At 71.0% G+C, this 13148-nt stretch carries 8 protein-coding genes; 3 read left to right on the top strand and 5 right to left on the bottom strand.

What is annotated here, in order from left to right; genetic code table 11:
- Window positions 1–49 precede the first annotated feature (49 nt).
- The gene (locus JGU66_31395) at window positions 50–418 is read left to right on the top strand and encodes a hypothetical protein (protein MBJ6765293.1); all 369 of its coding nucleotides are present in this window, start codon (window positions 50–52) and stop codon (window positions 416–418) included.
- Here the strand turns inward: JGU66_31395 and JGU66_31390 are convergent.
- The gene (locus JGU66_31390; GenBank protein ID MBJ6765292.1) at window positions 390–2012 is read right to left on the bottom strand and encodes a sigma 54-interacting transcriptional regulator; all 1623 of its coding nucleotides are present in this window, start codon (window positions 2010–2012) and stop codon (window positions 390–392) included. The two genes, JGU66_31395 and JGU66_31390, sit on opposite strands and share 29 nt — an antisense overlap.
- A gap of 230 nt (window positions 2013–2242) precedes the next feature.
- Between JGU66_31390 and JGU66_31385 the strand changes: the two genes are divergently transcribed.
- Window positions 2243–4699 carry an ABC transporter permease gene (locus tag JGU66_31385; GenBank protein ID MBJ6765291.1) on the top strand — a complete coding sequence of 819 codons (2457 nt, stop codon included), beginning with the start codon at window positions 2243–2245 and terminating at the stop codon, window positions 4697–4699.
- Between the two features lie 15 nt (window positions 4700–4714).
- Here JGU66_31385 and JGU66_31380 read toward each other — a convergent pair whose 3' ends face one another.
- Window positions 4715–4900, bottom strand: a complete 186-nt coding sequence (locus JGU66_31380; protein ID MBJ6765290.1) for a hypothetical protein — start codon at window positions 4898–4900, stop codon at window positions 4715–4717.
- 182 nt (window positions 4901–5082) lie between these two features.
- Between JGU66_31380 and JGU66_31375 the strand changes: the two genes are divergently transcribed.
- On the top strand, window positions 5083–7788 hold the full coding sequence (locus tag JGU66_31375) for a M1 family metallopeptidase (GenBank protein ID MBJ6765289.1): 2706 nt from the start codon (window positions 5083–5085) through the stop codon (window positions 7786–7788).
- Between the two features lie 7 nt (window positions 7789–7795).
- On the opposite strand, the gene JGU66_31370 is transcribed toward JGU66_31375, so the two are convergent.
- From JGU66_31370 to JGU66_31360, 3 genes are all read right to left on the bottom strand, one after another.
- Entirely contained in the window at window positions 7796–9091 is a 1296-nt protein-coding gene (locus JGU66_31370; GenBank protein MBJ6765288.1) for an HlyD family secretion protein, read from the bottom strand.
- A gap of 4 nt (window positions 9092–9095) precedes the next feature.
- Window positions 9096–10721, bottom strand: coding sequence for a DHA2 family efflux MFS transporter permease subunit (locus JGU66_31365; protein MBJ6765287.1), 1626 nt, complete (start codon window positions 10719–10721; stop codon window positions 9096–9098).
- A gap of 9 nt (window positions 10722–10730) precedes the next feature.
- Window positions 10731–13148 (bottom strand): amino acid adenylation domain-containing protein (locus JGU66_31360; protein MBJ6765286.1); only part of this gene is annotated, 2418 nt, incomplete at its 5' end.

Raw genomic sequence — 13148 nt, 5'->3', positions numbered from 1 at the left:
CATGCGTTGGAACGGCGTGTGAAATGGGGGAGGGCAGGAGGTCGTCGACATGCGCCAGAGCCCCGCGTCATCCGTGTTCTCCCTCACCCAGCTCTTCCTCGAGCAGTGCGCGCGGTGGAGGCTCCGCGAGGAGGTGGTGGCCTTCATCCTCGAGTTCGGCTCGCCCGCGCGAGCGTGTGGCGCCACCCATCTCACCGTGTTGGAGCGAGACCTGCCCGCGCACCTGCGTGGCTCCTCCCTGGCGAGGCAGTCGCGTGGGTGGATTCTGCTGCTCAACGACGAGGACCGCTTGATGACGTGCTACCGCCGTCGGCACGTCACGCGCTTCCTGCGACAGAAGTCGAAGCGCCGTCCCTCGGGTGCCTTCCGACCGCCGCGTCGGGCGCGCGTCACGGCGCGGTGGCCGGCGGCGAGCTGAGCGTGCCGCGCGCCTCGCCTTTCGGGGCGAGCGAGCGCTCTCGCACGGGGGCATCCGGGAAGAGGTCCCGCTCACCGACAGGGACCGAGGCCACGGGCATGAGCAGCAGGGCCCGCTCGATGACGTTGGCGAGTTGTCGCGCGTTGCCGGGCCACGCACAGGCACGCAACGCCGCGCGGGCCTCGTCCGTGAAGCCGCGAGGGGTGTGGCCGAGCGCGGGAGCAAGCAGCGAGAGGAAGTGCTCGGCGAGGGGGAGCACGTCCTCGGGGCGTTCTCTCAGCGGCGGGACGTTCAGGACCGTGTCTGCGAGGCCTTGGTGGAGATCCTCGCGCAGCGTGCCGGCGCGGACCGCCTCTCGCGCGGGCTCTCGGATTGTCGCGACGACGCGCACGTCCACCGGTGTGCTCACGCGGGCGCTCGCATGATGGAGGACCTGCTCTCGCAGCACCCGGGCGAGCTGTTCCTGGAGTGGCGCGGGCAGGGCGGGCACGTCACCGACGAGCAGCGTTCCGCCCTCCGCCTGCGTGAGCGCGTCGAGCAGCATGTTCTCCGAGGTGTCGGCGCCACAGCGCAGCACGACGTAGGGGCCGCTCGCGCGGGAGCCTTGGGCGTGGAGTGCGCGCGCCAGCGATTGCTTGCCCGTGCCTCGCTCGCCGGACAGGAGCACGGGCGTGTGGGCGCGCGCGGCGGCGTCCACCGCGCGCAACACTTCGCGCAGGGCCGGGCTGTTCGCCACCAGGGGCGGGGACGGCGCGACGGGCGTCGGCGGTGCGAGTGACGAAAAGGCAGGGCCTGCCACGCCCGCGAGTGCTCCCGCGAGGGCCAGCTCCTCGGCCTGGAAGGGCTCGTCGCGGACCGCGCAGAGCACGCCCACGGGCGCGCCTCCGGCGTACATCGGGGCGCAGAGCACGTGCGCGGCGCGCTGGGCCAGCCGGGCGTGGCGTGCCTCCGGCTCGGCGCGGAACTGGGGCTCCGTCATCGCGAGCGCGCAGCCTTCCTTGAGCACGCCACCCACCAGCTCCCGGCTGACCGTGAGGTGGGCCCCCGTGGGCCAGGTCTGGTGCGGACGTGGTCCTCGGGGACTGAAGCGCAGCAGGACCAGGGCGGTGGGCTGGAGCGCGGACTCGAGGGCCTCGAAGACCATGTCCGCGAGCGCGTCTGGCGTGCCGGGCCTCGCGATGCGCAGGGCCAGCTCTCCGGCCCTCGCGAGCACCTCGGGACCGGGCGCTCGGGCGCGCTGGAGCGGCGTGGCCTTGGTCCGCGTGAGCACCACCGTGGACTCGCCGTCGCTCGCGCGCAGGGCGTCGAAGGTGGGCTCGTAGACGAGGATGCTCTCGCCCACCGAGACCTGGTCTCCCGGCCGCAGCCGCGCGGGCGCTTGGATGCGCTGGCCGTTGAGCCAGGTGCCGTGGCTCGAGTCCAGGTCCCGCAGCGTGTGCCCCGAGCCATTGGGCTCGATGGCGCAGTGCTCGCGGCTCACCTGCTCGTCTCTCAGCCGCCAGCCACCCTCGCACGCACGGCCAATCACCAACGCCGCGTCCAACCTCCGCGCCACGCCCCTGCACGGTCCAAACATCGCCACGAGTCTCGCCACGCGCGCACTTTACGAGATGTCCGGGCAGTCCAAGCGTGGCAGGAGTCCGGGGTCCTCCAGATTCGTGGCCGGACGGCACCCGGTTGTTCGGAACTGGGAAGTGGGTTCCCATGGCTGACATGTCCGGATCCCCTCCGGCGAAGGGATTCCAGTGACTTGCCGCGCGCTCCCACCCTGGCCTGTCCCTTGCTGTGGTGGGCCGGTACAGGTGGGATTGCGAGGAGGATCTGATGTCGGACGTCATCCAGGAAGTTCGTCACGCGGCGCGCTCGCTGTGGCGCCAGCCGACGTTCGCGGCCGTGGCGGTGCTGACCCTGGCTCTGGGGATTGCCGCGAACACCGGCATCTTCAGCGTGGTGAACGCGGTGCTCCTGGCGCCCCTGCCGTATCCCGCCGCCGACCGGCTGATGCTGTTGTGGAGCCACTTCCCCGAGGTGGGGCGCACGTCGGTGTCGCCCGCCAACTTCCGGGACTGGCGCGCGCAGAACGACGTCTTCGAGGGGCTCGCGGCCTTCTCCTCGCTGCCGGTGAGCCTCTCGGAAGAGGGCACGCCCGAGCGGTTGATGGCGGCCAGCGTGTCCACCAACTACTTCCAGGTGCTGGGCCGCTCGCCGCTCCTGGGTACCACGTTCCAGGCCCGCACGGATGCGGATGGGCCACGGCAGGAGGTGGTGCTCAGCCATGGGCTGTGGGTGAGGCGCTTTGGCGGGGACCCGGGAGTCATCGGGCGCTCGGTGCGGCTCGATGGGCGCAGCTACGAGGTGCTCGGGGTGATGCCCCCGGACTTTGGCTTGCCCGCCATCGTGCCGCAGGGCGTGGCCTCGCAGTCCCCGGAGCTGTGGGTGCCCGCGCCCATCAAGGACATCCCGCAGCTGGAGATGGGGACCGCGCAGGACCTCAGCGAGCGGCGCGGCACGTCGTTCCTGCGCGTGCTCGGCCGCTTGAAGCCCGGCGTGACACCCGAGCGGGCCGCGAGCGTCATGTCCACCCTGGCGGCGCGGCTGGAGCGCGACCACCCGGACGAGAACGCGCACTCGGGCATCGCGCTCGTGCCGTTGCGTGAGCAGGTGGTGGGTGACTCGCAGCCGGTGCTCTGGGTGCTGCTGTGCGCGGTGGGGCTGGTGCTGGCCATCGCCTGCGCGAACGTGGCCAACCTCTTCCTCGTGCGAGCCGCGGCGCGGAGTCAGGAGCTGGCGGTGCGCACGGCCCTGGGCGCTGGGCGAGGGCGGCTGGTGCGTCAGCTCTTGCTGGAGAGCCTGCTGTTGTCGGTGGTGGCTGGCGGGCTCGGCTTGTTGTTGGCGATGTGGGGGCTGGATGGCTTGCTGCACATCGTGCCGCCCGACCTGCTGCGCTTGGGCGAGGTGCGGATGGATGGGCGGGTGCTTGCCTTTACCTCGGGCGTCTCGCTGATGACGGGGCTGCTCTTCGGCGTGATGCCGGCGCTCCAGGCGTCCTCCCCCGAGCTGAGCCTCGTGTTGCGGCGCGGCGGCAACGGGCGCGCGACCGAGGCGCGGAGCCGCTCGCGCAGCGCGCTCGTGGTGGCCGAGGTGGCGCTCGCGGTGGTGTTGCTCATCAGCGCGGGACTGCTCATGCGCAGCCTGTGGCGCTTGCAGTCCGTGGACCCTGGCTTCCAGGTGGACTCGATGCTCACGTGGAAGCTCTCGCTTCCGGTGGACAAGTACCCCTCCGCGAGGCAGGCGGAGTTCTTCGAGCAGGTCCGCCAGCAGGTGGCCGCGCTTCCAGGCGTGATGAGCGTGGGGGCCGTGTCGGACCTGCCGTTCGGTGGGGCGGGGATCCGAGAGGGATTGGAGATCGACGGTCGTCCGGTCGCAACGCCCGCGGACATGCCCTCGGTGGGGTTCCAGAGCATCACGCCGGGGTATCTGACGACGCTGGGCATCCCACTGCGCCAGGGACGCGATGTCGCGAGTTCAGACACCTCGGAGACGCAGCCGGTGGTGCTGGTCAACGAGGCCGCCGTGCGCCGGTTCTGGGCGGGCGCGAATCCCGTGGGGCAGCGGATCCGCGTGGGCGGTGAGACCACGCCCTGGCTCACGGTGGTGGGCGTGGTGGCGGACGTTCGCTACGACGGGCTGGGGAACGCGAGTCGGCCGGAGGTCTATGTGCCGGGGCTCCAGCGCACGTTCTTCTTCATGGCCTTCGCGGCGCGGACACGCGGGGATGCGTGGGGCCTGGTGTCCGGCGTGCGCGCGGCCGTGGCCGAACTGGACAAGGGGCTGGCCGTGGGCGAGGTCCGGACGATGGCGCAGCGGGTGGAGGAGGCGACCTCGCGGCCACGCTTCGTGTCGCTGCTGGTGGGGATGTTCGCGGGCATGTCCCTGTTGCTGGCGGCCGTGGGCCTCTTTGGGGTCATGGCCTACATGGCGCGGCAGCGCACTCGGGAGATGGGCATCCGCATGGCCTTGGGCGCGCGTCCGGCGGACGTGCGGCGGCTGGTGGTGGGCCACGGCATGCGTCTGGCGTTGCTGGGCGTGGCGGTGGGGTTGGTGGGTGCCTGGGCGTCGACGCGAGTCCTCTCCAGTCTGCTCTTTGGCGTGAGCACGACGGATCCGCTCGTCTTCGGGGGACTGGCGCTGGTCGTGACGGGCGTGTCGCTGCTGGCCACGTGGATTCCCGCGCTGCGCGCCACGCGGGTGGATCCGCTGGTGGCCATGCGCGCGGACTGAGCGGCGGGCGGGCCTTCAGCCCTCCGCTCGGCCCGGTGTCTTGTCGGGGTCTGGATAGCGATGCTCCCGGTGGGGGGCATCCTCGTCGTCTCCCTCGGCCACGAAGGGCGTGTGGCCAGGGACTTCTTCCAGGGCTTCGGCCTGGCGCTCGCGCTCCTCGTTGCTCTGTGGCTGGGGCGCTCCCTCGCGGATCTCCGGCATGGTGTCTGCGACCTCCTTCCTGCTGAGTCAAAGATAGCCACCCGCCTCAGGGGAGCGCCCCGCGGCTGAGCTGTCTGTCATGGCCATGTCTCTGCTGCCCCGCCGCCAGTGGGAGTGGCGGAGCCATGCTCGAACGCTGTTCAACCCGCTGTGCCTCGGTCGTCGCTGAGAGGAATGAACCGATGTCCAGACGCTTGCTCCTGCTGTGTTCCGTGCTCGTGGCTTGTGGCGCACCCCAGCGCTCGGGCCCTGTGTCCAATGACGCCGCATCCGCGAAAGCGGTCTCGGCGAAGGCTGAGTTTCCTCCGGTGCCGGCCCTGCGCATTCCCGAGGGCGTCCGCCCCACGGGCTACGCGGCGGAGCTGACGGTGGATCCCAAGTCCCCCACCTTCGAGGGCGTGCTGGACATCGCGCTGGAGGTGTCCGCGCCTTCGGCCGTGGTGTGGCTTCAGGGCGAGGCGCTCACCGTGAAGTCGGCCTCGCTGGAGCAAGCGGGGCAGTCCCTCCCCGTCACGCTGGGCCGCGCGGAGGCGCCGTGGCTGGGATTCTCGCTCGGGCGTCCGCTTGCGCCGGGCCCCGCGCGGATGCGCATTGTCTATCAGGGCGCCGCCTCGTCTTCGGAGACGCATGGCGCCTTCCGCGTGGAGGAGGGCGGGGATTGGTATGTCTATACGCAGTTCGAGCCGTTGGGCGCGCGCCGCGTGTTTCCTTCCTTCGACGAGCCGGGCTTCAAGGTGCCCTGGCAACTCACGCTCCACGTGCCCGCGGGCGCCATGGCGGTGTCGAACACGGACGTGGAAGCAGAGTCCGTGGAGGCCGGAGGCGGCAAGGTCGTGCGCTTCGCGCGGACGCAGCCTCTGCCCAGCTACTTGATTGCCTTTGGCGTGGGGCCGTTCCAGGTCGCGGAGGCCGGCCCGGCCGGGCTGAAGCGCGTGCGGACGCGGGTCATCACCCCGCGCGGACGAGTGGCGGAGGCCGAGTACGCGGCGAAGGTGACGCCCGAGCTGCTCGCGCGGCTCGAGGACTACTTCGGGATGCCCTATCCGTACGAGAAGCTGGACGTGCTGTCGGTGGCGCACCACTCGGGCGCAATGGAACACCCCGGGCTCATCACCTTCCAGTCGGCCATCATGCTGGCCCCGCCGGGCGCGGACAGCATCGACCGGCAGCGCACGTTCGCCATCATCCAGGCGCACGAGCTGGGGCATCAGTGGTTCGGCAACCTCGTCACCCCGCGCTGGTGGGATGACTTGTGGCTCAACGAGTCCTTTGCGTCGTGGATCTCCCTGCGCATCGTGGATGGATGGCAGCCGTCGTGGCAGGCGCCGCTGGAGCAGATGAAGGTCCGAGGCCGCGCCCTCAAGAGCGACCGGTTGGTGGCCGCGCGGCACTTGCGTCAGCCCATCGCGTCCGCGGATGACATTGAGAGCGCGTTCGATGGAATCACCTATGGCAAGGGCAGCGCGGTGCTCACCATGGCGGAGGAGTGGCTGGGGCACGACACGTTCCGCCAGGGCATCCAGCGCTATGTGCGCGCGCACGCGGGTGGAACGGCGACGTCGGCGGACTTCTTGTCCGCGCTGTCCGAGGCGGCGGGCCGCGATGTGAGCCAGGTGTTGGGCTCGTTCATGGACCAGGGCGGAGCGCCGCTGGTGAGCGTCGCGCTGGACTGCGCGGGCGCCGCGCCGCGCGTGACGCTGCGGCAGCAGCGCTATCTGCCGCTGGGTTCGACGGGAGTCGCGGCGCAGTCCTGGAAGGTTCCGCTGTGTCTCAAGTACGGCGTGAAGGGCCAGACGCTGCGGACCTGTACGGTGTTGGAGTCCGAGGAAGCGACGCTGCCACTGCCGGGTGCGACGGTGTGCCCGACGTGGGTCTATCCCAACGCGGAGGGGGCGGGGTACCTGCGCGCCCACGTGACGGGCAAGGCTTGGGAGGGACTCAAGGCCGAGGGGCTGACGCGCCTGACGCGCACCGAGAGCATGGCGCTGCTCGGTGATGCGCAGGCCTTGGCGGAGGCGGGCGCGCTGCCCACGTCGGAGGCGCTCGGGTTGTTGTCCCGCTTCAAGGATTCGGAGCGGATGGAGGTGGTGACGTCGCAGTCGCTGCTGGAGCTTGCGCGTCCCCTCGTGCTGCGCACGGACGCCGAGCGCGAGGCGCGGGTCCGGCTGGTGCGCGAGTTGTACGGCGCGCGGGCACGCAAGCTGGGGTTGGTGACGGGGAAGGGGGACTCGGAGGACGTGCGCTTGCTGCGCGTGCAGCTCACCCAACTGGTGGGCTGCGCGGGCGAGGACCCAGTGCTCGGCGCGGAGGCGCGGGTGTTGGCGCAGAGGTGGCTGGTGGACCACGACGCGGTGGCGGCCGACATGGTGGAGACGGTGCTGTCGATTGCCTCGCTGAACGCAGACGCGGCGTGGCAGGCCCAATTGCTCCAGGCGCTGCGCACGGAGAAGGATTGGGCGGTGCGCGAAAGGCTCCTCAATGCGCTCGGGCGCATCACGCGTCCGGAGTTGATCCGCACGCAGCTCCCGCTGTTGCTGCTCTCCGACGAGTTCGACCCGCGAGAGACCCTCTTCTCCGTCGTGGCGCAGACCTCCTCCGACTACCGCACGCGCGACACCGTCTATGCGTTCGTGAAGGAGCACTACGACGCGCTCGCGGCGCGACTCCCCGGTGACCTGGTGCGGGGGCTCTTCTTCGTGGCGGAAGGGTATTGCGACGCCGAGCACCGCGCCGACGTGAGCGCCTTCTATCGGGAGCGCAGCCAGCACGCCGAGGGAGGGGCTCGGTCGCTGGCGAGAATCCTGGAGGCGACGGACCTGTGCATCGCGTTCCGGAACGCGCAGCAGGCGAGCACGTCCGCCTTCCTGGCCGCGCCTCGCCGTCCCTGAAGGTGAATCAGGGAGGCGTGGTGGCGCTCACGCCCCGCGCCTCCCGTGGTGGTGAGGCCGGGGGCGTGGCGCTGTCGGTGAACACGGTGACCTCCACAGAGAGTCCGGCGCGCAAGCGGAGGTCCTCGGGGGCTGCGTCCCACGCGATGCGCACGGGCACGCGCTGCACCACCTTCACGAAGTTCCCCGAGGCGTTGTCCGGGGGCAGCAGGGCGAAGCGCGCGCCCGTACCTCCCGAGAGGCTCTCCACCCGGCCCACGAGCTTGCGGCCGGAGAAGGCATCCACCGTCACCTCCGCGCGCTGCCCCTCGCGCATGTGGCCCACCTGCGTCTCCTTGAAGTTCGCCACCACGTAGGTGCGCGTCGGGACGAGCTGGGCCACGGCCTGCCCCGCGGACACGAGCTGACCGACGCGCGAGCCCAGGCGAGACACCACGCCGTCGGCCGGGGCGAGGATGCGCGTGCGCGCGACCTGGAGCCGGGCTTGGGCGAGCGTGGCCTCGGCGGAGCGCATCCGGGCCTGGGCCAGTGCCGCGCTGGCGCGGGCGACGGCGATCTTCGCGTCCACGGGCGCGCTCTGGTCGAGCTGCCCCTGGGCCTCTGCCACGTGGCTGGTGGCCGCGAGTCGGGCTTGCTCCGCCGAGGCGAGCTGCGCGCGCGCGGCATCCAGCGCGGCCTGGGCCGAGGCCTGCGCGGCGTGGGCATCGTCCAGCTCCGCCTGGGACAGCGCTCCATCGGACTTGAGGGTGGCTACGCGCTCCAGCTCCACGTTGGCGCGTCCGGCGTCGGCCTCCGCGCGTGCGAGCTGGGCCCGGGCGACGGCGACGCCGGACTCGGCGCGGCTGACCTCGGCGGCGGAGGCGGACACCTGGGCTCGCGCGGTGGAGTGGCCTCCGCGTGCGCCAGCCTCGGCGACGGTGACCTGCGCCTGGGCCGCGTCCGCTTGGGCTCGCGCGGACTCCAGCTCGGCCTCGGCCTGTTGCTCGGCGAGCGTGAGGTCCGCGGGATCCAACTCCACCAGGACATCGCCCTGGGAGACGTGGCTGTTGTCGGCCACGCGCACGCGCAACACCTGCCCGGCGACGCGGGCATGCACCGGCACCACGTCCGCTTCCACCTGCGCGTTGTCGGTGGACTCCTGGCCGAGCGTGAGCAGCTTGTAGCCGCCCAGGCCCAGGAGCATGGCGCTCGTGAGGACGCCGAGGACGAGCGCGCCCTGGCGTCCCTTGCTCGGAGGCGTTGGGCTCGCGCCATCCGCCGTGCCCTTGCCTTCGTTCTCGACCAGCCTGGGTTTCGCGGTCATCGCGTCAAATCTCCACGTCCACGTGAGCCTTCGGGGGCTCGGGGGTCGGCGTCGGGACGCTGGCGGCGACCTTGGGGGCGGTCCGAAGGAAGAGCATGAGGGGCACGGCGAGCAGGAACAGCAGCGCGCCCAGGAGGAACAGCTTGTCGAAGGCGAGCACCGTGGCCTGTCGCAAGGCGGAGCCCGCCAACAGCCGGAGGCTGGCCTCGTGCGCGCTGAGCGCGTCCATGCCCTTGGCCATGAAGCTGGCCTGGTACTGGGCCACGCGGTCGAGCACGTCGGTCCGGTCCGAGGCGAGCTGCGCCGAGACGCCCACGTGCGCCTGGGCCGTGTAGCGCGCCAGGAGCGCGGCGAACACCGCCAGCCCCACGGAGCTGGAGAGCTGACGCAACAGCGTGTTGAGCCCGGAGGCGTCCGCGAGCTTGGGTCGAGGGATGCCATCGAACGCGACGGTGTTGAGCGGCACGAAGAGCAGGCTGGTGCCGAGCCCCTGAAGGAAGATGGCGATGACGATGTCCATGGCGCCGGTGTCCAGCGTGAAGCTGGCGCAGCGGTAGACGCCCAACCCCGCGATGAGCAGCCCCGAGCTGATGAGCACCTGCGGTGGGACGCGCGAGTAGAGCCGCCCCACGATGGGCATGGTGACGATCATCACCAGCGTGCGCGGCATGAGCGCCAGGCCCGACTGCATCGCGGTGAAGCCGAGCAGCTCCTGCATGAACAGCGGCAGCAGGAACATGCTCGACACGAGGATGAAGAACATCAATCCGCCGAGCACCGTGCCCGAGGTGAAGACGGGGTCCTTGAACAGGCGCAGGTTGACGGCGGGCACGGGCGCGGTGAGTTCGCGCAGCACGAAGGCCGGCAGGGCCACGGCGGCGACCAGGGCCACGGCGACGATTTCGGGGGACTCGAACCAGTCATGGCTCTGTCCCTCCTCGAAGACGAACTGGAGCGAGGCCATCCCCACGCACATGAGGATGATGCCGGACCAGTCCATGTTGCGGCGCTGCTCCTCGGCGGCGGTGCGCAGGGCGAGGCGCACGTCCTCGGGCTCCTCCACGAAGCGGCCCACCATCAACAGGCCGATGAAGCCCAGCGGGAGGTTGATGAAGAAGATCCACGACCAGTGGAAGTTGTCGACGATGTAGCCGCCGAGCGTGGGGCCCACGGCGGGGCCCACGGTGATGACCATGGTGAAGAGGGCCATGGCCATGGCCTGTTCCTCGGGAGGGAACGTCTGGCGGAGGATGGCCTGCTCGGTGGGCGGCAGCGCGCCCGCGCCCAGGCCCTGGATGAAGCGGAAGAGGATGAGCACCGGCAGGCTCCACGCGAGGCCGCAGAGGAACGAGCCGCCGATGAAGAGGGCGAGGCACGTGAGATACGAGCGCTTCTGTCCGAACATGCGCCCGAGGAACGCGGACAGCGGCATCACCATCACCGTGGCGATGGAGTAGCTGGTGGAGGCCCAGGTGATTTCCTGCGTAGTGGCACCCACCGAGGCGCGAATCTGTGACAGCGCCACGTTGACGATGGACGCGTCGATGGCCGCCATCAACGTGCCGAAGGACACCGACGCGGTGATGAGCCACTTGTTCGCGGGATAGGTGGGCGCGGGAGCGGTCGACATGGTGGCGCCTCAGGCCGAGCGGGCCTGCTCCGGTCGGGCGGCTCGGGCTCGCTCCAGGGCTTCTCGCAACACCGTGGCGAGTTGCTGGACGCGCGCGCCTCGCAGGATGGAGTAGTGGTCGCCCGAAATGGTCTGGACCTCCAGCGGGCCGGTGACGAACTCCTCCCAGCCTCGCGTGCGTGCGGGCTCGCTCGCCTCCAGGAGCAGGACGCGTCCCGGATACGCTCGCGGCTCGTAGGTCCAGCCCAGCAGCAGGTGCGTCTGGAACACGTCGCGCAGGGCTTGGAGCGGCTGCGCGGCGGTGGCTCGGCTGGCCTCTTCGAGGAGCTGGAGCCTGCGCGCGGGTTCCAGTTGCTCCAGCTCCGCGTCGGGCAGTGGCAGGGCGTGGCCGGCCGCTCGCAGGAGGTCTTGGTAGAACAGCGTGCTCGCGCGCGTGGCCTCCACCTGGAGGTTCGGCGTCTCTCCCTTGGGGACGAGCCGCGCGTAGGTATCGATGAGGACGAGCAGCTCGACCTCTTCGCCTTGCTGGCGGAGCTGCTGGGCCATCTCCAGCGCGATGGAACCTCCCAGCGACCAGCCTCCGAGCAGATAGGGCCCCTTGGGCTGCACGGCGCGCATGGCGGCGAGATAGAGCCTCGCCATCTCGGGGATGCTCTGGCAGGGCGGCACATCTCCCTCCAGTCCGCGCGCCTGGAGTCCGTAGAAGGGCTGTGCGTCTCCCAGGGCTCGAGCCAGCTCGATGTAGCTGAGGACGTTGCCGCCCACGGCGTGGACGCAGAAGAAGGGCCGCTGTTGCTTGCCGCCTCGGAACTCCACGAGCGGGGACCAGTCCGCGCGGGTTCCCTCCGCCTCCTGTCGCAGTACCGCGGCGAGCGACTCCACGTTGGCGTTCTGGAAGAGGGTGGCGACGGGGAGCGCGCGGCCGGTCGCTTCGCGCACGCGGGCCAGCAGCCGCACGGCGAGCAGCGAGTGGCCGCCCAGCTCGAAGAAGCTGTCGCGCACGCCGATGGCGCCGACTCCGAGCACCTCCTCGAAGATGCGCGCGAGCTGGAGCTCCAGCGCGGTGCGCGGTGCCATCCGCTGGAGCGTGCCGTCCTGGCTCGCGTCGGGCGGTGGCAGGGCCCCTCGGTTCACCTTGCCGCTGGGCATGAGCGGCAGGGCGTCCAGCCGGACGAGCGCGGCGGGCACCATGTACTCGGGGAGTCGCCGCGCCAGGGCCGTGCGCAGGGCCTCGGGCTCCCACTGCGTCTCCGGTGACACGATGAGGTAACCCACGAGGCGGCGAACGCCGGGCGTGTCCTCGCGCACGACGACGATGGCGTCCTTCACTCCGGCCGCGGCGCGCAGGGCGGACTCCACCTCGCCCAACTCGATGCGGAAGCCGCGCAGCTTCACCTGGCCATCGAGGCGGCCGAGGAACTCGAGGTTCCCGTTGGCCAGCCAGCGGGCCTTGTCTCCGGTGCGATAGAGCCGCGCTCCCGGCGCGGTGTCCAGGTGTGAGGGAATGAAGCGATCGGCGGTGAGGTCTGGCCGCGCGTGATAGCCGTGGGCCAGGGTGTCTCCCCCCACGAATATCTCGCCGGGGACGCCGATGGGGCACGGCTCTCCCCGCGCGTCGAGGACGTAGAGCTGCACGCGCGGCATGGGCACACCGACGGGCGGCAGCGCGGGCCACGTGCGCGGCGGGCCCGAGGCCCTCCAGGTGGAGACGGCGTGCGCCTCCGAGGGGCCGTATTGGTTCTCCAGGATGCAGCCGGGCAGTCGCTCGAAGAAGGCGACGAGCGCGGGCGTCACCTGGAGTTGCTCACCGGCGGTGATGACCTCGACGAGCGGCGGCAGCTCGGGCTCGTGCGCGGCCGCGTCGCAGAGCGCCTGGAGCGCGACGAAGGGCAGATACAGGCGGTCCACCTGGTGCCGCACCATGTAGCGCAGCATCTCCACGGGGTCCTGGCGCAGCGCGCTCGTCACGAGCAGCACGCGCCCGCCCAGCCGCCACGTGCCGAACAGCTCCTGGAAGGAGACGTCGAAGTTGAGCGAGGCGAACTGGAGCGTGGTGCCCGTGGCCACGACGTGGCGCGGGGTGAGCCAGTCGAGCATGTAGCCCACCGCGCGGTGGGACATGACGATGCCCTTGGGCTTGCCCGTGCTGCCGGAGGTGTAGACGAAGTAGCAATGCGCCTCGGTGGACAGCTCCAGCCCGAGCGGGTGCGTGGGGCAACGGGCGATGTCCGCGGCGTGCTCGTCGAGGCGGAGGATGCGGGCCTGGGTGGAGGACGGAAGCGCGGAGGCGAAGGTGGCGTGCGCGAGGACGACAGGCGCGGAGGTGTCCTCGAGCATGAAGGCGAGACGCTCGGAGGGATACGACGGGTCGAGCGGGAGGTAGGCGGCGCCGGCCTTGAGGGTGGCGAGGACCGCGACGGGCATGTC

This window comes from Myxococcaceae bacterium JPH2, assembly GCA_016458225.1.
GTDB lineage: Bacteria > Myxococcota > Myxococcia > Myxococcales > Myxococcaceae > Citreicoccus.
Note: the sequence above shows the minus strand (reverse complement) of the source record. Positions and strands in the feature narration are given on the sequence as shown.

What these genes read in the sequence shown, in the direction of transcription:
- JGU66_31395 (MBJ6765293.1), top strand. Translation starts at nt 50, where the DNA reads ATGCGCCAGAGCCCCGCGTCATCCGTGTTCTCCCTCACCCAGCTCTTC.
- JGU66_31385 (MBJ6765291.1), top strand. Translation starts at nt 2,243, where the DNA reads ATGTCGGACGTCATCCAGGAAGTTCGTCACGCGGCGCGCTCGCTGTGG.
- JGU66_31380 (MBJ6765290.1), bottom strand. Translation starts at nt 4,900, where the DNA reads ATGCCGGAGATCCGCGAGGGAGCGCCCCAGCCACAGAGCAACGAGGAG.
- JGU66_31375 (MBJ6765289.1), top strand. Translation starts at nt 5,083, where the DNA reads ATGTCCAGACGCTTGCTCCTGCTGTGTTCCGTGCTCGTGGCTTGTGGC.
- JGU66_31370 (MBJ6765288.1), bottom strand. Translation starts at nt 9,091, where the DNA reads ATGACCGCGAAACCCAGGCTGGTCGAGAACGAAGGCAAGGGCACGGCG.
- JGU66_31365 (MBJ6765287.1), bottom strand. Translation starts at nt 10,721, where the DNA reads ATGTCGACCGCTCCCGCGCCCACCTATCCCGCGAACAAGTGGCTCATC.